Annotated in this window: 21 protein-coding genes; 10 read left to right on the plus strand and 11 right to left on the minus strand. The window is 72.4% G+C overall.

Annotated features, from left to right (window positions below):
* Positions 1 to 193: 193 nt before the first annotated feature.
* Positions 194 to 1,726, minus strand: a complete 1,533-nt coding sequence (locus ABEA26_RS06960) for a helix-turn-helix domain-containing protein (protein ID WP_345590189.1) — start codon at positions 1,724 to 1,726, stop codon at positions 194 to 196.
* A gap of 159 nt (positions 1,727 to 1,885) precedes the next feature.
* On the opposite strand from ABEA26_RS06960, the gene ABEA26_RS06965 reads away from it, so the two are divergent.
* Both ABEA26_RS06965 and ABEA26_RS06970 read left to right on the plus strand, forming a co-directional pair.
* Positions 1,886 to 2,506, plus strand: coding sequence for an L-threonylcarbamoyladenylate synthase (locus ABEA26_RS06965; RefSeq protein ID WP_345590191.1), 621 nt, complete (start codon positions 1,886 to 1,888; stop codon positions 2,504 to 2,506).
* Between the two features lie 143 nt (positions 2,507 to 2,649).
* On the plus strand, positions 2,650 to 3,405 hold the full coding sequence (locus tag ABEA26_RS06970) for a dienelactone hydrolase family protein (protein WP_345590193.1): 756 nt from the start codon (positions 2,650 to 2,652) through the stop codon (positions 3,403 to 3,405).
* A gap of 105 nt (positions 3,406 to 3,510) precedes the next feature.
* Here the strand turns inward: ABEA26_RS06970 and ABEA26_RS06975 are convergent, their stop codons facing one another.
* Complete coding sequence (locus tag ABEA26_RS06975; protein WP_345590224.1) at positions 3,511 to 4,452, minus strand: TauD/TfdA dioxygenase family protein; 942 nt, start codon at positions 4,450 to 4,452, stop codon at positions 3,511 to 3,513.
* A 245-nt stretch (positions 4,453 to 4,697) separates the two neighbouring features.
* Here ABEA26_RS06975 and ABEA26_RS06980 point away from each other — a divergent pair, with 245 nt between their 5' ends.
* On the plus strand, positions 4,698 to 5,528 hold the full coding sequence (locus ABEA26_RS06980; RefSeq protein ID WP_345590194.1) for an aldo/keto reductase: 831 nt from the start codon (positions 4,698 to 4,700) through the stop codon (positions 5,526 to 5,528).
* A gap of 75 nt (positions 5,529 to 5,603) precedes the next feature.
* Here ABEA26_RS06980 and ABEA26_RS06985 read toward each other — a convergent pair whose 3' ends face one another.
* The 4 genes from ABEA26_RS06985 to ABEA26_RS07000 form a co-directional block, all read right to left on the minus strand.
* Positions 5,604 to 7,955: a SpoIIE family protein phosphatase gene (locus ABEA26_RS06985; protein WP_345590196.1), complete on the minus strand. Its 2,352-nt coding sequence runs from the start codon at positions 7,953 to 7,955 to the stop codon at positions 5,604 to 5,606.
* Positions 7,956 to 8,018: 63 nt separating this feature from the next.
* Positions 8,019 to 8,486, minus strand: a complete 468-nt coding sequence (locus ABEA26_RS06990) for a peroxiredoxin (RefSeq protein ID WP_345590198.1) — start codon at positions 8,484 to 8,486, stop codon at positions 8,019 to 8,021.
* On the minus strand, positions 8,483 to 8,863 hold the full coding sequence (locus ABEA26_RS06995; RefSeq protein WP_345590200.1) for a DoxX family protein: 381 nt from the start codon (positions 8,861 to 8,863) through the stop codon (positions 8,483 to 8,485). The genes ABEA26_RS06990 and ABEA26_RS06995 overlap by 4 nt, the downstream gene beginning before the upstream one ends.
* A 228-nt stretch (positions 8,864 to 9,091) precedes the next feature.
* Positions 9,092 to 9,748 carry a TetR/AcrR family transcriptional regulator gene (locus ABEA26_RS07000; protein ID WP_345590202.1) on the minus strand — a complete coding sequence of 219 codons (657 nt, stop codon included), beginning with the start codon at positions 9,746 to 9,748 and terminating at the stop codon, positions 9,092 to 9,094.
* Positions 9,749 to 9,994: 246 nt separating this feature from the next.
* On the opposite strand from ABEA26_RS07000, the gene ABEA26_RS07005 reads away from it, so the two are divergent.
* From ABEA26_RS07005 to hemC, 3 genes are all read left to right on the plus strand, one after another.
* Positions 9,995 to 11,476, plus strand: coding sequence for an MFS transporter (locus tag ABEA26_RS07005; RefSeq protein WP_345590204.1), 1,482 nt, complete (start codon positions 9,995 to 9,997; stop codon positions 11,474 to 11,476).
* Between the two features lie 97 nt (positions 11,477 to 11,573).
* On the plus strand, positions 11,574 to 12,554 hold the full coding sequence (locus ABEA26_RS07010) for an ATP-dependent DNA ligase (protein ID WP_345590205.1): 981 nt from the start codon (positions 11,574 to 11,576) through the stop codon (positions 12,552 to 12,554).
* A gap of 210 nt (positions 12,555 to 12,764) precedes the next feature.
* A complete protein-coding gene (gene hemC / locus ABEA26_RS07015) occupies positions 12,765 to 13,700 on the plus strand; it encodes a hydroxymethylbilane synthase (protein WP_345590206.1) in 936 nt (311 codons plus the stop codon).
* 18 nt (positions 13,701 to 13,718) lie between these two features.
* Here hemC and ABEA26_RS07020 read toward each other — a convergent pair whose 3' ends face one another.
* Positions 13,719 to 14,240 (minus strand): hypothetical protein, encoded by a 522-nt coding sequence (locus tag ABEA26_RS07020; protein WP_345590207.1) that lies wholly within the window; start codon positions 14,238 to 14,240, stop codon positions 13,719 to 13,721.
* A gap of 310 nt (positions 14,241 to 14,550) precedes the next feature.
* Between ABEA26_RS07020 and ABEA26_RS07025 the strand changes: the two genes are divergently transcribed.
* Positions 14,551 to 15,345, plus strand: a complete 795-nt coding sequence (locus tag ABEA26_RS07025; protein WP_345590209.1) for a SigB/SigF/SigG family RNA polymerase sigma factor — start codon at positions 14,551 to 14,553, stop codon at positions 15,343 to 15,345.
* A 28-nt stretch (positions 15,346 to 15,373) separates the two neighbouring features.
* Here ABEA26_RS07025 and ABEA26_RS07030 read toward each other — a convergent pair whose 3' ends face one another.
* Together ABEA26_RS07030 and ABEA26_RS07035 are read right to left on the minus strand one after the other, a co-directional pair.
* Positions 15,374 to 15,712 (minus strand): ANTAR domain-containing protein, encoded by a 339-nt coding sequence (locus ABEA26_RS07030; protein WP_345590211.1) that lies wholly within the window; start codon positions 15,710 to 15,712, stop codon positions 15,374 to 15,376.
* Positions 15,713 to 15,714: 2 nt separating this feature from the next.
* On the minus strand, positions 15,715 to 15,948 hold the full coding sequence (locus tag ABEA26_RS07035; protein WP_345590212.1) for a hypothetical protein: 234 nt from the start codon (positions 15,946 to 15,948) through the stop codon (positions 15,715 to 15,717).
* Between ABEA26_RS07035 and ABEA26_RS07040 the strand changes: the two genes are divergently transcribed.
* Positions 15,940 to 16,746: a VOC family protein gene (locus ABEA26_RS07040; RefSeq protein ID WP_345590214.1), complete on the plus strand. Its 807-nt coding sequence runs from the start codon at positions 15,940 to 15,942 to the stop codon at positions 16,744 to 16,746. The two genes, ABEA26_RS07035 and ABEA26_RS07040, sit on opposite strands and share 9 nt — an antisense overlap.
* 13 nt (positions 16,747 to 16,759) lie before the next feature.
* Here ABEA26_RS07040 and glgX read toward each other — a convergent pair whose 3' ends face one another.
* Together glgX and ABEA26_RS07050 are read right to left on the minus strand one after the other, a co-directional pair.
* Positions 16,760 to 18,907 (minus strand): glycogen debranching protein GlgX, encoded by a 2,148-nt coding sequence (gene glgX / locus ABEA26_RS07045; protein ID WP_345590216.1) that lies wholly within the window; start codon positions 18,905 to 18,907, stop codon positions 16,760 to 16,762.
* Positions 18,904 to 19,419 carry a pep a2 gene (locus ABEA26_RS07050; protein ID WP_345590218.1) on the minus strand — a complete coding sequence of 172 codons (516 nt, stop codon included), beginning with the start codon at positions 19,417 to 19,419 and terminating at the stop codon, positions 18,904 to 18,906. The genes glgX and ABEA26_RS07050 overlap by 4 nt, the downstream gene beginning before the upstream one ends.
* A 238-nt stretch (positions 19,420 to 19,657) precedes the next feature.
* Here ABEA26_RS07050 and ABEA26_RS07055 point away from each other — a divergent pair, with 238 nt between their 5' ends.
* Both ABEA26_RS07055 and ABEA26_RS07060 read left to right on the plus strand, forming a co-directional pair.
* On the plus strand, positions 19,658 to 19,930 hold the full coding sequence (locus tag ABEA26_RS07055; RefSeq protein WP_345590220.1) for a DUF5133 domain-containing protein: 273 nt from the start codon (positions 19,658 to 19,660) through the stop codon (positions 19,928 to 19,930).
* Between the two features lie 52 nt (positions 19,931 to 19,982).
* Positions 19,983 to 20,517: maltotransferase domain-containing protein (locus tag ABEA26_RS07060; RefSeq protein ID WP_345590221.1), on the plus strand; the 535-nt coding region annotated here is incomplete at its 3' end.

The raw sequence follows: 20,517 nt of genomic DNA on the forward strand, positions 1-20,517 counted from the left end.
GCGCATCGTCTCCGGCCGGCGGGAGATCCCGGTACCGCTGGCGGCCGAGCCGGCCGCACGCCCGGGTGGTGGCCATGGCGGCGGGGGCGCGACCGGTCCCCCGTTCCGGTCGTACCCCCGCGGCCCGTTGAACCTACGTGGACGGCTCGGCCGTTGTGAATCGTGTCGATGCCCGATGGCGGGCCGGAAGGACTCACCCGTGCACAGGTGAGTCCGGATGGCCCGGTTTCGTCCCGTGCAGAGGCGGCTGGCCGAGGTCGCCCGCCGCCAGATGGGCGAGCACCACTTCGTACAGATCACTGCCGGCGGCCAGCAGCTGGCGTTCGAGGACCGGTTCGGCGCTGCGGACGTGCTCCCGCACCGTCTGGGCGTGCACGCCGAGCGTCTGCGCGGCCCGCTCGGCGTTGCCGCCGACGGCGATCCAGGTGCGCAGCGTCCGCCGCAAATTCCGGGCGTCCGGCTCCAGCCGGCCGAGCAGGTCGCCGGCCCAGGCGCGCAGCGCGGACCCGGTCAGCAGGTCGGTGAGACAGGCGGGACCGGGCCGTGCGGTGCCGTCGTCGGCGGGGTACTGGGCGAGGGCGGCCTGGGCGTTCAGGGCGAGGTGGACGGTGGCGCGTACGGTCAGGTCCGTGAAGTCGGTGCGCAGCAGTGACTCGACCCGGTCCATGCGGGCGCGGACCGTGTTGCGGCTGACGCCGAGGACCTTCGCCGTGTTGACGGCGGTGAATTCCAGGCCGAGCCGGGTGGTGGCGAGCAGTTCGGCGCGGGTGTGGTGCGGCAGGGTGTCGAGCGGGCGCAGCAGGTGGGCCGTCCAGCCGTGCAGCGCCGCCGGGTCCATCAGGCGCTCGGGGTGGGTCCGCTCCGCGTACACGGCGGCCTTGTCCGGACGGAACCTGGCGACGGCCAGGGCGCTCACGGCCTGGCCGTACGCGGTGGCGGTGCGGGCGAGGCTCTGCCGGGCGCTGCCGCCGAGGAAGACGCCGGGGAGGCGGCCGACGAGCGAGCGCAGCTCCTGACCGGCCCTTTCGCCGGGCGTGAGGACGATCACGTGTCCGTCCATGGCCGGGCACCGCACGACGAGCGCCCGCTCTCCGGTCACCGCCAGGCACTCCTCGGCGAGGCGGTCCCGCTCCTCGGGGCTGCTCTCGACGACGTAGACGCACGCCGCCTCGGTGTCGAGGAGGCCCGGCCACAGACCGGCGGCCACGCGGCGGGCGGAGACCGTGTCCTCCACCATCAGCAGTTGCAGGATGGCCAGGCGCAGGTCGGAGGCCGCCCGCCGCAGCCGGTGTCCGGCCGCGGTCGACTCGTGACCGGCCAGCAGCAGCTCCACCACCTGGGCGGTGTGTGTGACGATGTCGAAGGCCCGCCGGTCGAAGGGGGTCTCGCGCGCCACAGCGAGGACGGCGGCCGGCGCCGGGTGGACCCGTTCCACGCGGACGATCCGCAGATGGCGGCCCCTGTCCTCCAGGGCGGCGGAGGCGAGCCGGCCTGAAGTGATGTCGGCGACCAGGTCCTCGTCCAGCTGTGTGCGGGTGCCTGCCAGCAGGCGGCCGGTGCCGTCCTGCAGCGACACGGCCGCGTGCGTGGCCGAGGCGAGCCAGGTGACGACCCTGCGCACGTCGCGTCCGGCCGGCCGCAGGTGGTCGAGGAGTTCCTCCGCCCAGTCCACCTGCTCACCGGCCCCGGTCGCCCACTGCCGTGTCCCGTCCTGACGGCCCGCCACGTCGGCCTTCTCTCCTCGTCCTCGCCTCGCCCCCGGCCCAGGTCGGGGACGTTACCGCATGGCCGGGCGCGCACGGCACCCGTGGCGGGGCGGGGACCTTGTTCGAGTCTCCGACCGGGCCTGTCGGTCCGCACCGGCGAGCGGGCATAAGCTCGGTGAATGGCGAAGTACTTCGACGTGCACCCCGACAACCCCCAGCCGCGCAGCATCTCCCAGGTCGCCGACAGCGTCCGCTCGGGGGCGCTGATCGCGTATCCGACGGACTCCTGCTACGCGCTGGGCTGCCGGCTGGGCAGCCGCGACGGCATCGACCGCATCCGGTCGATCCGGCAACTGGACAACCGGCACCACTTCACCCTGGTGTGCCAGGACTTCGCGCAGCTCGGTCAGTTCGTACAGATCGACAACGACGTGTTCCGGGCGATCAAGGCGTCGACCCCCGGCAGCTACACCTTCATCCTGCCGGCGACCAGGGAGGTGCCGCGCATGCTCCAGCATCCCAAGAAGAAGACCGTGGGCGTGCGCATCCCCGACCATGTCGTCACCCAGGCCCTGCTCACCGAGCTCGGTGAACCGCTGTTGTCCAGCACCCTGCTGCTGCCCGGCGAGGAGGAGCCGATGACCCAGGGCTGGGAGATCAAGGACCGGCTCGACCACGTGGTGGACGCGGTGATCGACTCCGGTGACTGCGGCACCGAGCCGACCACGGTCGTCGACTTCTCCGGTGGCGAGGCGGAGATCGTGCGGCGGGGCGCGGGCGACACGACCCGGTTCGAGTAGCGGGCCGCCCGCGGCGGACGAGTGGCGGACCGTCCGCGGCGGGTACCAGGGACTCCCCGGCCCCCGGCGTGCCACGATCATCATGATCAGTCGGTGCCGCCGGCGGGTCGTCCACCGCCGTACCGCAGAGAGGCAGCCCCGCCATGACCGCCGTACAGGGAACCGCTGTCGAGATCCCCACCGACGACGGCACCTCCGACGCCTACCTGGCGCACCCCGCCGACGAGAGCCCGCGTCCCGCGGTCCTGCTCTACATGGACGCCTTCGGGCTGCGCCCGCAACTGAGGAACATGGCGGACCGGCTGGCCGGCGCCGGGTACACCGTGCTCGTCCCGAACGTCTTCCACCGGCACGGGCGGGCGCCGGTGGTGGAACTGCCCGACTTCATCGACCCGGGGGCACGGCCGGACATCTTCCAGCGCCTCGGTCCGATCATGCGGTCGCTGACGCCCGAGCGTGCGATGCGGGACGCCGGGGCCTGGCTGCGGTGGTTGGCGGACGCCCCGGCTGCGGCCGACGGCCCGGTCGCGCTGACCGGCTACTGCATGGGCGCCGGGCTCGCCCTGCGCACGGCCGGCACGTATCCGGACCGGGTCGCCGCGGCGGCCGGCTTCCACGGCGGGAACCTGGCGACCGAGGGACCGCGGAGCCCGCACCTGGTGGCCGGGCGGATCACCGCCGAGCTGTACTTCGGTCACGCGGACCACGACGGTTCCATGACGCCCCAGCAGCAGGAGCGTCTGACGGCGGCCCTGACCGCGGCCGGCGTCCGGCACCGCTGCGAGGTGTACGACGGCGCCCCCCACGGCTACACGCAGGAAGACACCGCGGCGTACGACCCGGAGGCGGCCGAGCGGCACTGGGAAGCGCTGCTCGACCTCCTGAAGCGGACGTTCTGACCGGGAGGGCTCGAGAACGGGCACCTCGGCGGCGTCGTATGCCCCTTCCGCCGAACGGGGAACGTGGCAGCGCGGACGAGGTGACGATCCCGCTCGTCCGACGGCTCACCAGTGTCCCGGTCCGCTGCCGACGATCACCTCCGAGGGAGTGCCGTCCACCCCGGCCGGCACGTCGCCGGTCAGCATCACGCGGTGCATGGTCCGGGGGTGGCCGAGGTGGGCGTTGTCGCTCGGGGCGAGGTGGATGGTGGCCCGGTTGTCCCAGAAGGCGACGCTGCCGGGCTCCCAGCGGAAGCGGACGGTGTACTCGGGCCGGGTCGCCTGCTCCAGCAGCAGCTCCAGGACCGCCGCGCTCTCCGGGCGGGAGAGGCCGGTGATCTGCTCGACGTAGTAGCCGTTGACGAACAGCACCCGCTCGCCCGTCTCCGGGTGGACGCGGACCAGCGGGTGCACGGTCGCGGTCTGGTGGTCCAGCAGGTGGCGGACGTAGGCGTCGTCGCCCGGGCGGGGCTGGTAGCCGACGCCGAGGCGGTGTTCGGCGCGCAGCGTGTCGACGAACGCGCGTATCGGGGCGGAGAGTCCGGCGTAGGCGGCGGCCAGGTTCGACCAGGTGGTGTCGCCCCCGTACGGCGGGACCGACCCGGCGCGCAGGATCGTGGCGGCCGGCGGGTCGACGCGGGCGCCGTGGTCGCAGTGCCAGCCGCGCAGCAGCGTGTGGCGCCGGCGCCGCAGCCACTCGTCGTGCTCCATTCCGAACCGGCCGCCCAGTTCCAGCCGGTCGGCGGTCGTCTCGACCTCGGGGAAGTCCGCCGGTGACGCCTTGCCGCGCCGGGGTGGGACGACCGGTTCGCCGAAGAGGCGCGCGAACGCGACGTGCCCGGCGTGGTCGAGTCGCTGGTCGCGGAAGAAGACCACCTTCCAGCGCAGCAGCGCGGCCCGGACCGCCGCGACCTGCGCCGCGCCGAGGCCGGTCGCCAGGTCGACGCCGTGGATCTCGGCGCCGATGTGCCCGGCGGCGGGTCTCACCTCGATCCCCACTGCCCCCATCCGCGCCGCCTCGGTCCGCGCCGCCTCGGTCTGTGCGGCATCGAGCTGCGCGGCCTCCGTCGCCGTGTGTTCCCCCGTTGCCCTGTCCGTCGTCATGCGCGCTCCGTTCGGTCGGTCGGTCGCTTCGGCTTGAGCAGAGATCGTGGCAGAACACCCGGCGCACCGTCCGGTTGATCACCACTCACCCCGTGGGCGACGCTGGACGTGCGGCACACCGCCGCGCACAGTCGAGGGAAGGTCCCACGGTGATCAGCATCCCGACGCACACGCTCAACGACGGCACCACGCTCCCTGCCCTGGGGCTGGGTACCTGGCCCATGGAGGACAACGAGGCGGAGCGGGCGGTCCGCGAGGCTCTTCAAACGGGCTACCGCCTGATCGACACGGCGGTGAACTACCGCAACGAGACCGGCGTCGGCCGCGGCGTGGCCGCCGGCGGGATCCCCCGCGAGGAGATCGTGGTGACGACCAAGCTGCCCGGCCGGCACCACGGCTACGAGGAGACGCTCTCCTCGTTCGAGGAGTCCCGCGCCCGGCTGGGCCTGGAGTACGTCGACCTGTACCTGATCCACTGGCCGCTGCCCCGGGTGGACAAATACGTCGACTCCTGGAAGGCCATGGTCAAATTGCGCGACGACGGCCTCGTACGCTCGGTGGGCGTCTCCAACTTCACGGCCGCTCAGATCGACCGGCTGGAGAAGGAGACGGGCGTCCTGCCCTCCGTCAACCAGATCGAACTGCACCCGCTCTTCCCGCAGGACGAACTGCGCGCCTTCCACGAGCGCAGGGGCATCCGTACGGAGAGCTGGAGCCCGCTGGGCCGCGGCAGCGACCTGCTGGACGATCCCGCCCTCGCCGAGATCGCCGGAGCGCATGGCGTGACGCCCGCGCAGGCGGTGCTGCGCTGGCACACCCAGCTCGGCGCGGTGCCGATCCCGAAGTCCTCCGACCCCGGGCGTCAGCGGGCGAACCTCGACGTCTTCGGCTTCGAACTGGACGCCCGCCAGACGGGCGCGGTCGCGGGCCGCGCGCACCGGCGGCTCGGCGGCGACCCCGAGGTGCACGAGGAGTTCTGACCCGGGCACCCGGTCCCGGCGTGCCCGGTCCGCACGGAGTGGCCGCACGCTCGCGCGAGTCGCCGCGGAGGGCCGCTAGGGGGTGTGCTGTCCGGGCAGGGGTTGTTCGGCCCAGATGGTCTTGCCGGTGCTCGTCTGCCGGCTGCCCCAGCGCTGGGTGAGCTGGGCGACCAGCAGCAAGCCCCTGCCGCCCTCGTCGTAGGCGTGGGCGCGGCGCAGGTGCGGGGAGGTGGAGCTGCCGTCGGAGACCTCGCAGATGAGGGCGCTGTCGCGGATGAGGCGAAGGTGGATGGGCGGCTCGCCGTACCGGATCGCGTTGGTGACGAGCTCGCTGACGACCAGTTCGGTGACGAAAGCCACCTCGTCCAGTCCCCACTCCGTCATCTGCTCATTGACGGACCGCCGTGTGGCTGCCACGTGGGCGGGGTCCGGGTGGACGTCCCAGGTACGTATCTGATCGGTGCCCAGTGCGCGGGTGCGGGCCAGCAGCAGCGCCACGTCGTCACCGGGCTCCTCCGGCATGACGGCCTTGAGCACGCTGTCGCACAGGTCGTCGAGCGAGTTGGCGGGCGCGGTCAGCGCACGGCACAGCTCCGCGGTGGCGTGGTCACGGTCACGGTCGCGGTCCTCGACGAGGCCGTCGGTGTACAGGGCCACGACGGAGCCCTCGGGCAGTTCCAGCTCGGTCGCCTCGAACGGAAGTCCGCCGACACCGAGCGGCGGCCCCGCGGTCATGGGGATCAGCCGTGTGGTGCCGTCGGGCAGGACGAGGGCCGGCGCCGGGTGCCCCGCCGCGGCCAGGGTGAGGGAACGGGAGACGGGGTCGTAGACGGCGTAGAGGCAGGTGGCGCCCAGTTCCGCGACCTCGTCGCTCGAGTCCCCGGCCACGAGGTGGGTGACGAGGTCGTCGAGGTGGGTCAGGAGTTCGTCGGGGGGCAGGTCGACGTCGGCGAGGGTGCGGACGGCCGTACAGAGGCGGCCCATGGTCGCCGTGGACGGGATGCCGTGGCCGACGACATCGCCGACGACGAGCGCGACACGGCTGCCCGACAGCGGGATCACGTCGAACCAGTCGCCGCCGATGCCGGCCGCCGACACGGACGGCAGATACCGGTGGGCCACCTCGACCGCCGCCTGCCCGGACAGGTCCTTGGGCAGCAGGCCGCGCTGGAGGGCCAGGGCGGTGGAACGCTCGCGGGCGAAGCGGCGGGCGTTGTCGATGCAGACCGCGGCCCGGCTGGCGAGCTCCTCGGCGAGGACGGTGTCGTCGTCGACGTGCGGTTGCAGGGGCGCGGCGCGGACGGCCACCGCGACTCCCAGGGCGGTGCCCCGGGCCATCAGCGGCACCGCCAGGGTCGAGCGGACGCGCTCCCGGTAGGCGCGGTTGTAGGGGACCTGCTCGTCGCGAACCCGCATCCACCGGTCGAAGTCCGGGTCGCCCGGGCCGGTGAGTACCGCCCTGCCCTCTCTCAGCGCCCGCGCGGGCGCCGAGTACGACGGGTAGGCGTCCGTCTCGCCCAGGTGCACGGACGCCCTGGGGAAGTCCTCGACGGCGGCGCTGTGCGCGACGCGCCGCAGGGCGACGGCCTCGGCCGGCAGCGCGAGCGGTTCCTCCGCGCCCAGGACCCAGTCGAGCAGGTCGACGCTGGCGAAGTCGGCGAGACGCGGCACGAGGAACTCGAGCAGTTCCTCGGCGGTGCGTACGACGTCCAGCGTGGTGCCGATGCCGGTCGCGGCCTCGTTCAGCAGAGCCAGCCGCTGCCGCGCCCGGTGCTGCTCGGTGGTCTCGAAGCCCGCCACGGCCACGGCGGACACCTCGTCCAGCGCGTCGCGGACCGGCCACATCTCGACGGTCCAGGCACGCTCGCCCAGCCACGAGGAGGCGGGAGTGAGCGTCTCGTAGTGCACGGGCCGACCGGATTCCACGACCTCCCGCAGCTGCCGCAGAAAGCCCGACGCGGTGACACCGGCGTCCTCCATGACCTCCGGCAGCCGCCGTCCGACCAGGTCCCGCTCGGACAGTCCGAGCATTCGGCGCGCCGTGTCGTTGCCCTGGAGGTATCGCTGCCGGGGGTCGTGGACGGACAGCGCCAGGGACGCCTGCTGGAAGGCCCTTCCCGCCAGGTGGACCATCCGCTCCTCGAACGACTCGGCGGTCACCACGAACCCGTCCGGTGTGCCCGCCGCCCCCACCAGCGGGGAGCCACGCAGGGACACCGCCACGGTGGAGCCGTCGCGGTGGCGGAGCACGGCCCTGCCCGCCGGCTCGCACAGGGCTCCGGGTGGCACGCTCTCGGCGAGCAGATCCCGTGCGTCCCGGCCGACGACCTCCTCGGCCGGATAGCCGGTCAGTCGCCGGGCGCCCTCGCTCCAGCTCGTCACCGTGCCCCGGGCGTCAAGGATCACCACAGCGGAGGCATGCTCCATAGCGTCCAGGATTGACCCTTTGCGGCCCGCTTTCAACCGCGGCGGGGCCGGGCGGGTGCGTCCCTACCCTCGGTGAGCGCGCAGCGCGGCGAGGGCGCGGTCGGCGTGCGCGTTCATCCTGAGCTCACTGCGGACGACCTCGATCAGGGTGCGGTCCTGCCCGATGACGAACGTGACCCGCTTGGTGGGAGCCAGGCTGAATCCCCGCTTCACTCCGAACAGCTCGCGGACCACACCGTCGGTGTCGGAGAGCAGCGGCATGTTGAGGGTGTGGCGCCCGGCGAACTCCTGCTGCCGTTCGACGGGGTCGCCGCTGACGCCGACGGGGTGGGCGCCGGCCGCGGCGAACTCGGCGGCGAGGTCGCGGAAGTGGCAGGCCTCCGCGGTGCAGCCGGGAGTCAGGGCGGCCGGGTAGAAGAACAGCACGACCGGGCCGTCGGCGAGCAGCTCGGACAGGCGGCGCGGGGTGCCGGTCCCGTCCGGCAGCGCGAAGTCCTCGACCGTGTCTCCCACGGCAGGGGCGCGGCTCACGACCGGCTCTCGCTGCCCTTGGCGACGCCTCGGGCCCACAGCACGAGCGGTACCTGCACGGGGAGCCTGGCGTAGGCGGCGGTCTGCTGCGGTGCGGGGCGGTGCCGCCAGTCCACGGCCATCTTGACGTTGGCGGGGAACACCCCGACGAAGAAGACGGCCGCGGTCAGCGCAGCGGCCCTACGGGTGCACGGCAGCGCGATGCCCGCGGCGAGCGCCAGTTCGGCGACGCCGCTGGCGTACGTCCAGACCCGGGGCGTCCCCGGCAGACCGCGCGGCACGATCGCGTCGAACGTACGGGGGCGGGCGAAGTGGGCGACGCCCGCGGTGGCCAGCAGGCCGGCGAGCAGCAGGGGTGAGCGTTCGGACCGGGACACGGTTCCTCCTCCGGGGGTCTGCCGCGCGATATTACTCGACGGTAAGGGCCGGGGGCGGCCGGGTCGGGGACGGCGGTGCGGGTGTGGGCCGCTGTCCCCCGCTGCGCGCGCCGCCACTGGCCGGCAACGGCCGGGCACCCGCCCACGGACTCGCGCAGGCCCCCATCGCCACCCTCGGCGCCCGCACAGCCGGAAAGCCACCCAGCCAACCGTGCGTACGGAATCCCGTCACACCCCGCCCCGGGGCTTGACGGGCGCCAGCCACATGCCCACGATCGCGTCGACGAGGCCGTCGGCGGCCTCCTGCCAGCTGACGCGAGGGGTGGGACGACCCTCGGCGAGAGCGCGTTCCCGCTCGGCCGCCATGTGCACGATGAGATGACGGGCCATGTCGCCCCGCTCGGCCCGGACCTCGTCCGGCAGCGCGGGCATGCACCGGTTCCGCCCCACGATGATCTCGCGCAGCGAGGCGGAGGCGCGGGACTCCTCGACCATGATCTGCCGCAGCGCCGGATCGGTCATGACCTGGGCGCAGAACCGCGCGTACCAGGTGGGGCTGCCCAGCGCCGCCAGATGGTCGAACTGCGGCCGCACCAGGCAGTCCACCCAGTCGCGCAGGTTCGCCGAGCCGCCCACGGTGTCCAGTTGCCGGGCGCGCAGCTCCTCGACTCGCTCGTAGTGCCGCTGGGCGATGGCGCGCACCAGGTCGGCCCTCGTTCCGAAGTGGTAGCCGACCGCCGCGTTGTTGCCCTGTCCGGCGGCCTCGCTGACCTGGCGGTTGGAGACCGCGTACACCCCGTGCTCGGCGTACAGCCGCTCGGCCGTGGTCAGGATCAGCTGCCGGGTCGTGCTGACCTGTTCCGCCCGTACCGCCCTGCCCGCCATGACCACCGCCGTACCGGGACTTTCCTTGCCTCCCGCACCGGCCAGTCCCTCGAGTCGCCGCAGGTCCGCCGCCGGGCGGCGCGTTCCACGGAAGCCTACGCAACGTCGCGTCCCCGACCGTGTGCGGCCGGGATGCGCGGGCGCCGTCTTCCATCCCGTAGAGTACGTCAAGCGACTGATTTAATTTGGATCGCGCACATCGGTTCCCCGTATCGGTTCCACGCTCGTGACTCGAAAGGCACCTTCATGTCCGTTTCTCCCGCCAGATCCTCCGGCGCCGGGACGGCCGCCGCTCCGCGGCCGAACGCCGTGGTGGCGGTACTGGCCCTGGCCGGGATCGTCGTCTCTCTGATGCAGACCCTGGTCATCCCGATCGTCCCGGAACTGCCCGAGCTCCTGGACGCGTCGGCCTCGGACGCCGCCTGGGCGGTGACCGCCACCCTGCTGGCGGCCGCGGTGGCCACTCCGGTCGTCGGCCGGCTCGGCGACATGTTCGGCAAGCGGCGGATGCTGCTGCTCAGTCTGGTACTGCTGATCGCCGGCTCGGCGGTCTGCGCACTGAGCGACACCCTCGTCCCGATGGTCGTCGGCCGCGCCATGCAGGGCCTGTCCGCCGCCGTGATCCCGCTCGGCATCAGCATCATGCGCGACGAGCTGCCCGCCGAACGGCTGGCCGGCGCCACCGCCATGATGAGCGCCTCACTCGGGGTCGGCGGCGCGCTCGGCCTGCCCGCCGCCGCGCTGATCGCGGACAACCTCGACTGGCACATGCTGTTCTGGCTCTCCGGCGCGCTCGGCACCGTCGCCCTGGTGCTGATCCTGGCGCTCGTTCCCGAGTCCTCGGTGCGCACCGGCGGCCGTTTCGACCTGCTCGGCGGCCTCGGCATCGCGGCCGGCCTGGTGTCCCTGCTGCTCGCCATCTCCAAGGGCGGCGACTGGGGCTGGACCGGCGGCACCACCCTCGGCCTGTTCGCGGTGGGCGTGGTGGTCCTTCTGGTGTGGGGCTGGTGGGAGCTGCGCACCCCGCAGCCGCTGGTGGACCTGCGCACCACCGCCCGCCGTCAGGTGCTGTTCACCAACCTGGCGTCCGTGGCCATCGGTTTCTCGATGTTCGCGATGTCCCTCGTGCTTCCGCAGCTCCTCCAGTTGCCCGAGGCTACCGGTTACGGTCTCGGCCGCTCCCTGCTGACCACGGGCCTGGTGATGGCGCCGGCCGGTCTGGTGATGATGGCGTTCGCCCCGGTCTCCGCGAAGATCTCCAAGTCCAGGGGACCGAAGGTGACGCTGATGATCGGCGCCCTGATCGTCGCGGCCGGCTACGGGCTGAACATCGTGCTGATGTCCGAGGTCTGGCACCTGGTGCTGGTCTCCTGCGTCATCAGCGGCGGCATCGGCTTCGCCTACGGCGCCATGCCCGCCCTGATCATGGGCGCGGTGCCGGCGAGCGAGACGGCCGCCGCGAACAGCCTGAACACCCTCATGCGGTCCATCGGCACGTCGGTCGCCAGTGCCATCGCCGGAGTGGTCCTGGCCCAGATGACCACCGACTTCGGCGGCTTCGCCCTGCCGTCCGAGAACGCGTTCAAGGTGGTCATGGCCATCGGCGCCGGTGCCGCCCTGCTCGCCTGCCTGATCGCCTCCTTCATCCCGCGGCACCGCCCCGCGGCAGGGCCGGCGCACCCCGCACCTGACTCCGGAGCCGGGGTGAAGACCGCCTCCGTCCGCTGACGACGACGGCGCCGGTCCCGCTCCGGGACCGGCGCCGTTCAGGCGAACCCGGCGGACGACGCGCGTGACAACGCACGGGCACGTCGAGAACTGACCCGTGGAGCTGCCGCTGATCCCACCCATGCTCGCCACCCCCGGCACCCTGCCGTCCGCCGCGCAGGACACACGCTGGGCCTACGAGACCAAGCAGGACGGCCAGCGCGTGGTGGTCTACCTGCCCGGCGACGGCAGTGCGCTGCTGCGCGCCCGCTCCGGCCAGGACATCACGGCCGCCTACCCCGAACTGGCACCGCTCGGCACCGCGCTCGGCTCCACCCCCGCCGTGCTGGACGGGGAGGTGCTGGCCCTGGACGAACAGGGCCGCGCCGACTTCCAGTTGCTGCAGTCCCGGATGGGTCTGGCACACGCCCCGGGCCGGGCGGCGCACCGGGCGGTTCGGGTCCCCGTCCATCTGGCGCTCTTCGACGCCCTGCATCTGGCGGGCGAGTCCCTCCTCGGTTACCCCTACACCCGCCGCCGCGAACAGCTGACCGACCTGGGCCTCGGCGGGCCGTCCTGGTCGACTCCGGCCGCGCTGGTCGGCCACGGCGAGCAGGCCCTGCGGGCCACGCGCGAGCACGGCCTGGAAGGCCTGGTGTGCAAGCGACTGGACTCGGCGTACGAACCGGGGGTTCGCTCGCGGGCCTGGATCAAGATCCGCAACATGCGCAGCGAGGACGTCGTGGTCGGTGGCTGGCTGCCAGGCAAGGGGCGGCTCACGGGTCTGCCCGGCGCCCTCCTGGTCGGCCAGCGCGCCGCGGGCCGACTGCGCTACGTCGGCGGGGTCGGCACCGGCTGGAGCGCGGCCGAGCGCACCGAGCTGGCGGCGCTGCTGGGGGCCGCCGCGAGCGACGTGTGCCCCTTCGACCCCGTACCGCCGGTGCCGGGAGCGCGCTGGGTCGTCCCCCGGCTGGTCGGCGAGGTCCGCTACAGCACCCGCACCCGGGAGGGCATGCTGCGCCAGCCGTCCTGGCTCAGACTGCGCCCGGACCTCGCGCCCGAGGATTCGGCCGCCGACATCCCGGACGACACGGTGTGACGGGGCGACGGGAAATCACGCGAGCGAACGCCCCTCGCCACCGGGACGCCCCGCCCCTGACTGCCGCGAAGCCTACCGGTGACGGCCGCGCAGCCCACCCGGCGCCCGCTTCGGCCCGGACACCCGAGGCACCGGGGGCCGTCATGATCCGGTGGGCCGGTCGAGCGAAGCGCGAGACCCGGGCGCTTCCGGGAGCACTATCGTGTCCGCATGTCCGCCCCCGAACTGATCCGCATCGTCTCCCGCGACTCCCCCATGGCCCTCGCGCAGGTCGAGCGCGTCCGGGCCGAGTTGGCCGCCCTCCACCCCGGCGCGCGCACCGAGGTCGTGCCGGTGAAAACCACCGGCGACAAGTGGCTCGGCGACCTGTCCCAGGTGGAGGGCAAGGGCGCGTTCACCAAGGAGGTCGACGCCGCGCTGCTGTCGGGCGAGGCCGATCTCGCGGTGCACTGCGTCAAGGACGTGCCCGCCGACCGGCCGCTGCCGGCGGGCACGGTGTTCGCCGCGTTCCTGGAACGGGACGACGTCCGCGACGCCCTCGTCCACCCTGACGGGCTCACCCTGGACGGGCTGCCCGCCGGGACCCGCGTCGGCACCTCCTCGGTTCGCCGCGTCGCCCAGCTCGCCGCCACCCACCCGCACCTGAGGTGCGTGCCGTTCCGCGGCAACGCCAACCGACGGCTGGCGAAACTGGCCGCCGGCGAGGCGGACGCCCTGCTCCTCGCCGTCTCCGGCCTGGAGCGCATCGGCCGCCCCGACGTGATCAGCGAGGTCCTCTCCCCCGAGACGATGATGCCGCCGATCGGCGCGGGCATCCTCGCCCTGCAGTGCCGCAAGGACGACACCGCGCTCATCGACGCGGTGTCCGGTCTCGGTCATCCGCGGACGCATCAGGAGGCGACGGCGGAGCGGATGTTCCTGCACGTGCTGCAAGGGCACTGCAACAGCCCGATCGCCGGCTACGCCCGCGTGGACCGGAGCGGGGAACTCTCCCTGCGGGCCTGTGTCTTCACATCGGACGGCAAGACGCGGCTGAACGCACACGAGTGGGCGGGCCGGCTCGACCCGGCGACCCTGGGCACCTCGGTCGCCGTGGCGCTGCTGCGTCAGGGGGCCCGCGAGATCATCGACGGCATCGCGCACTGAGACGCCACCGGACGGAAGTCAGCCGGAACCCTCGTCCGCCTGGCCCCGCAGAAAGGTGCTCACCTGGTGCACCAGGCCGTCCTCCCGCGCGGCGGAAAGGGGCCCGGTGGCCCCGTCGGACAGCCCGAGGCCGCCGGTCCACAGCCGGCGGCCGGCCCATTCATCGTCCACCCGCAACTGAACCTGGACGTCCACCTGGCCGAGGCTCGCCTCCGGGCCCGCCGCGTAGAGCACCGCGGTGACCCGGCGCAGCGGGTAGACGTCGAAGCCCTCGACGAACTGGGAGTTGCGCCAGTCGAGGAAGGCGCTCTCCCCGTCGGGGCCGATCCGCACGTCGACCTGGCCGTCCTCCAGGTGGATGCCGAGCTGCCGGCCGCCCCGGTTCTCGACGGTCACCCGGACACAGAAGTACGTCAGCCCCTCGGCGGCGTCGTCCCGTCCACGGGGCGGCTCGGCCTGCTCAAGACGGTGGACGCGGACCCGCAGGCCGGCGTGCTCGTCGTACTCCTGCCAGTCCCCGACCACGTTCGGCTCGTACACGGTGCCCCTCTCGACCTCTCGACGCTGCTTCCTATCTGTGCGCTCAGCGCACTGTCAAATGAGCGGAATGCACTGTGGCCAGGGATTTCACACCTTTTGATCAGTGATCAAGCGCTGCGCAGGGACGATCCGCCGACCCTCCCGCCGGACGATCACCCAGAGCGTGCCGCACATCACGTTCGGCAGCGTCTCCGTCTCACTCACCGGTCCGCAGCCGTTCGGGTGGCCGTTCGGGTGGCCGTTCGAGGGATTGGCGCTCAGTATCCATATATATGAGGATTTGCCAGCCCCCCTGCTGAGGGAGGTGCGCATGACGCGTATCGCCGGCAGAACCAAGCCCCACCCCCACGACGACGCCCCCGACACGGCCGCGGCATTCGACCGGCTCGTCGCGCTGCCCGACGGCCCGGAGCGCAAGGCGCTGCGGGACGACCTGATCAAGGTCTGGCTGCCCATGGCGGAGCGGATCGCGGTCCGCTTCCGGGGCCGCGGCGAGAACCTGGAGGATCTCTACCAGGTGGCCGCCCTCGGACTGGTCAAGGCCGTCGACCACTACGACCCGGAACGCGGCCACGCCTTCGAGGCGTACGCCGTGCCGACCGTGACCGGCGAGATCAAACGGCACTTCCGCGACCACATGTGGACCCTGCACGTGCCACGCCGGATCCAGGACCTGCGCAACCGGGTGCGCAGATCCGCGAAGGAACTGGCGCAGACGACACCGGGACGCGCCCCGACCATCGAGGAGATCGCCGAGCACGCGCAGCTGACCACGGTCGAGGTCCGTACCGGCATGGAGGCGCTGGAGTGCTTCTCCGCCCTCTCCCTGGAGGCGGAGATGCCCGGCACCGACGGGTACGCCCTCGGGGACGCGCTCGGCGGACCGGACCCGGCCTTCGACGCGGTCGTGGACCGGGTGGCCGTCCGGCCCTGTCTGGAGGCGCTGCCCGAGCGCGAGCGCACCATCCTCTACCTGCGCTTCTTCGGCGGGATGACGCAGAGCCGCATCGCACAACAGCTCGGCATCTCCCAGATGCACGTCTCCCGGCTGCTCAGCGGCTGTTTCGACCGGATCCGCGAGGAGATCCTCGCGGAGATCCGCTGACTCCCCGCCGGCGGGCGCGCGGTGACTCTCAGCGGGCCTCGGGCGGGGCGCCGGGGATCTGCGTGGGGCCGTGCCGGTCCAGGCAGTCGTCGAGGGCGGCCCGGATCTCCGGCGGCATCACCCCGGCGCGCCCCCAGATGAGTATCATTTCTGCCACGTTGCGCAGTTTGATGTTCGTATGCTGGGAAACCTCCTTCAGTACGATCCACCCCTGGTCCGGTGTCACCCTGCCGAGGGCAACGATCATCCCGATCGCCTGGTCGACGACGGCGTGCGAGACGACCGCCTCCTTCAGCTGCCGGACCTGCTCCTGCAACTGGAAGACCTGGTCCGAGCCGGTCTGGTCCGAGCCCCAGTCGGTGGGCATGGTCACCTCCGGATCCGGCGGGTCACCGCCGCCTGTGCCGCGCGGTACCGCTCCGACGCCTCCATCGTGGCCACCTGTGCCTCCCTGCGCCACTGGGCCGTCCGGGGCGTGTGGGCCTCCGTTTCGGCGACGCGGCCGGGGTACTCGGCAGGCGCCCGCCGCACTCCCGGCCGGACACTGGCGTGGAGCCGGTGGCTGCCGGTGGACGAGACCAGGACGCGACTGCCATGAACCACGACATGTCCCTTTCGGCCGGCACGGAGAGCCTGCTGTCCACGCACTCCGTGTACGGGGCCCCCTGCTGGGTGAGCCTGACCAGCCGTGACCTGAAGGCCACCGAGGAGTTCTACTCCGCCGTGCTGGGCTGGCGGTGGCGGCCCGGAAAGCTGGGCGACGCCTTCCGGATCGCCCTGGCCGACGGTGCGCCGGTCGCCGGGATCGGCGCCGTCGCCACGATGTGGCAGATGGCGGTGGCGTGGACGCCGTACTTCGCCGTACGCAGTGCGGACGAGGCGGCGTCGCGGGTGCAGGAGCGCGGCGGCACGGCAGCGGTCGGGCCCATCTCCCTGCCCCCCGGCCGGGCTGCCCTCCTGGCCGACCGGGACGGCGCGACCTTCGGGATCTGGGAGGGCGCGCTGTTCACGGACTGGGAGACCTGGCGCACCTCGCGCCCCGCCTTCATCCGGCTGCACACGCGTGACGCCTTCGACGCCGCCATCTTCTACGGCGAGATCTTCGACTGGGCGTCGGGTCCCAGCGGCTGCTGCGAGGTCGAGTACGAGGGCGACGAGGTGGTCCTGCGCAGCCAGGGCGATGTGGTGGCACGCATCGAGTCGGGAGCCCTGGGATCGGCGCCCGATCCGGCCGTCCGGCCGCACTGGCAGGTCCACTTCGCGGTCCGGGACGTCGCGGCGTGCGCCCGCGCCGCGGAGCGGCACGGCGGCAGCGTACTGTCCGTGAGCAGTGACGAGGCCGTGCTCCGGGACGCCGACGGCGCGCAGTTCACGGTGACCGCGCGCCGCCTCGCCGGCTGACCTCACGGGCTGCTCACCGGCCGGCGCGGGACGGCCGGGAGAGCAGCACCAGACTGCGCTGCTCGACGGTCACCACGGTGCCTGCCTTGTGCTCCGCCTCGTCGGGGACACCCTCCGGGTCGGCGGTGTCGATCAGGGCTGCCCAGCGCTCGCCGTAGGTGGCGCCGGGCAGCTTGAAGTCCGTCGGCTCCCAGTGGCTGTTGAGCAGCAGCAGGAAGGAGTCGTCCACGACCGGCCGGCCGCACGGGTCGGGCTCGGCGATGGCGTCGCCGTTGAGGAAGACGCCGACGGCGTGCGCGTCGGAACGCTGCCAGTCGTCGTCGGTCATCTCCCGCGCGTCGGGCAGCAGCCACACCAGGTCGGGCAGCGGCTGGTCCGCGTGGGTGAGGGTGTCGCCGCGGAAGTAGCGGCGCCGGCGCAGGACGGGGTGGCCGGCCCGCAGCGCGATGACGCGACGGGTGAAGTCCAGCAGCGCGCGCTGTTCCCCGTTCAGCCGCCAGTCGACCCAGGAGATCTCGTTGTCCTGGCAGTAGGCGTTGTTGTTGCCACGCTGGGTACGGCCCAGTTCGTCACCGTGGCACAGCATCGGGATGCCCTGCGAGAGCAGCAGCGTGGTGAGGAAGTTGCGCTGCTGGCGGCCGCGCAGCTCCCGGACGGCCGGGTCCTTCGTCACGCCCTCGGCGCCGCAGTTCCAGGACCGGTTGTGGCTCTCGCCGTCCCGGCTGCCCTCGCCGTTGGCCTCGTTGTGCTTGTCGTTGTACGAGACGAGGTCGCGCAGGGTGAACCCGTCGTGCGCGGTCACGAAGTTGACGCTGGCGCGGGGGCGGCGCCGGCTGTGCTGGTACAGGTCGGAGGAGCCGGTCAGCCGGGAGGCGAACTCGCCGAGCGTGTGCTCCTCGCCGCGCCAGAAGTCCCGTACCGCGTCCCGGTACATGCCGTTCCACTCCGACCACAGCTGGGGGAAGTTGCCCACCTGGTAGCCGCCCTCGCCGACGTCCCAGGGTTCGGCGATCAGCTTGACGCGGCTGATCACCGGATCCTGCTGGATGAGGTCGAAGAACGCCGACAGCCGGTCCACCTCGTGGAACTGCCGGGCCAGGGTGGCCGCGAGATCGAAGCGGAAGCCGTCGACGTGCATCTCGGTGACCCAGTACCGCAGCGAGTCCATGATCAGCTGGAGTACGTACGGGTGCCGCATCAGCAGGCTGTTGCCGGTGCCGGTGGTGTCGTAGTAGTGCTGCCAGTCGCCGTCCACAAGGCGGTAGTACGAGGCGTTGTCGATGCCGCGGAAGGAGAGGGTGGGGCCCTTTTCGTTGCCCTCGGCGGTGTGGTTGTAGACCACGTCGAGGATCACTTCGAGGCCGGCCTCGTGCAGGGTCTTGACCATCGACTTGAACTCGGTGACCTGCTGCCCGCGGGTGCCGAGGGCGGCGTAGCCGTTGTGGGGCGCGAAGAAGCCGATGGTGTTGTAGCCCCAGTAGTTGGACAGGCCCCGGTCCTGGAGCACCCCGTCGTGCACGAACTGATGCACCGGCATCAGCTCCACCGCACTCACGCCGAGGGACGTCAGGTGGTTGACGACCGCCGGGTGCGCCAGCCCCGCGTAGGTGCCGCGCAGTTCCTCGGGCACGTCGGGGTGGGTGCGGCTGAGTCCGCGGACGTGGGCCTCGTAGATCACGCTCTCCGAGTACGGGCGTCCGGGCGGGCGGTCGTCGCCCCAGTCGAAGAACGGGTCGGTGACCACGCCGAGCATGGTGTGTCCGGCGCTGTCACCCGGGTCGGCCCTGCCCCTGGCCCGTTCGAAGAGGGAGGCATGGTTGTCCACCATCCCGTCCACGGCCCGGGTGTACGGGTCGAGGAGCAGCTTCGCCGGGTTGCAGCGGTGGCCCACGGCGGGGGCCCACGGACCGTGGACCCGGTAGCCGTAGCGCTGTCCCGGGCCGACGCCGGGCAGGTAGCAGTGCCAGACGAAGCCGTCGACCTCGGGCAGCGGGACGGTGCTGTGGGTTCCGTCGTCGTCGACGAGGACGAGTTCCACCCGTTCGGCGACCTCGCTGAACAGCGCGAAATTGGTGCCCTGTCCGTCGTACGCGGCTCCCAGGGGGTAGGGGTGCCCGCTCCACACGGGCGACCCCTTCCAGTTCGGCCTGGCGCGGGTCACCGGGCCTCCTCCAGAATGCCGTTGCCCGTACTCACCGGGTCGGCCAGCCGGGCCACCGGCATGATCTCTCGTGGCACTTCCAGCCCCTCCTGGGTGATCGGTTCCGGCGCCGTCGCCACCAGCGGGACACGTTCGCCGGCCCGGGCGCGCTGCGAGAACCAGATGACCTTGGCCCCGGTGTCGATGGCGCAGCAGCCCCAGCCGTCGCTGGTGGCGGCGAGGTGCTGCAGGCACGTGCGCAGGTCCTGGTCGGGACGGAGCGCGTGGTCGTTGCCCCCCACGGCCGTGATGAGGTGCTGGCGGTTCCACCACATCTCGATCGACGTGTTCTTGTCGCTCGCGTGCTCGTCGATCGCCCGGAGCAGCATCTCGGCGCCCGAGCAGACGGGTTCGACGAGGTTCTCCAGGTTCCAGAACCGGAGGTGAGCGGCCAGGATGCGCCTGACCTGTACGACCCGTTCCGGGCTCACTTCCACGTCGAGGTGGTAGTAGCAGGGCACTGCGGTCTTCATCGTCGTGGCTCCTCACCGCGAGAGCTCTCGCTCCTCCTCGCCCCTTGGGGGACGAGCTCCCCGACACGAAGCGTGAGCACTGATCGCTTCTGAGTCACTCCAGAGTGGGAGGCGTAGCCCATTCGTGCAACACGAGAAAGTGGTTGAAGATCCAACAAGACGGCACGTCACCGCCCGTGCACCATGTGTGAAGAAGTCGATCGTCCGTACCCCCGGACCGTCCGGAAGGTGACCGGCCATGCTGCTTCCCGCGAAGAGCGAAGTCGCCCGGCAGCTGCGGCGTTATCGCGCCTGGGAACGCTCGATGCTCGCGTCTCCCGCGGACGGGGGCGTCCGGTCCACCTTCGAGGACTCCGGCTACACCCTGTGCGTGCTGATGGGAAAGCGGTGCGCACGCGAGGCCGCGGATGCCGCCGAACGGTATCTGCGGACGAACCTGGTCACCCATGCGCAGGAACAGGGGGGCCGGCTCTCCCCGTCGGGGCGGAAGACCCCCTCCGGCGCGGCTTGACCCCGACGACCGGGCCCGCGCCCGGCCCCGAGCACGGCGGAGGTGAGAACGGATGAGTGCGACCGTGGGGATCGGACGTATCCCGGTTCGGGACGTCCACCCGGTGGTGGAGTACGGCAGACGCCCGGCGAAGGCGGTGGCGGGAGAGACGTTCGAGGTCACCGCGACCGTGTTCCGCGAGGGGCACGACGCGGTGGCCGCCAACGTCGTACTGAAGGACCCCGAGGGACGGCCGGGCCCGTGGACGCCGATGCGGGAGCTGACCCCGGGCAGCGACCGCTGGGGCGCCGAGGTCACCCCGGACACCGCGGGCGACTGGACCTACCGGGTGGAGGCGTGGAGCGACCCCGTCGCCACCTGGCGGCGCCACGCGCGGATCAAGGTCCCGGCCGGCATCGACACCGGCCTGGTCCTGGAGGAGGGCGCCGAGCTGTACCGGCGGGCCGCCGCGGGAGTGCCGAAGGGTGCCGGCCGCGATGCGGTGCTGGCCGCCGCGACAGCCCTGCTGGACGACACACTGCCGGTGGCCACCCGGCTGGCGGCGGCGTTGACGCCCGAGGTGGACGCGGTGCTGGCCCGGCATCCGC

The sequence above is a fragment of the Streptomyces marokkonensis genome, from assembly GCF_039539045.1.
GTDB classification, from domain to species: Bacteria; Actinomycetota; Actinomycetes; order Streptomycetales; family Streptomycetaceae; genus Streptomyces; species Streptomyces marokkonensis.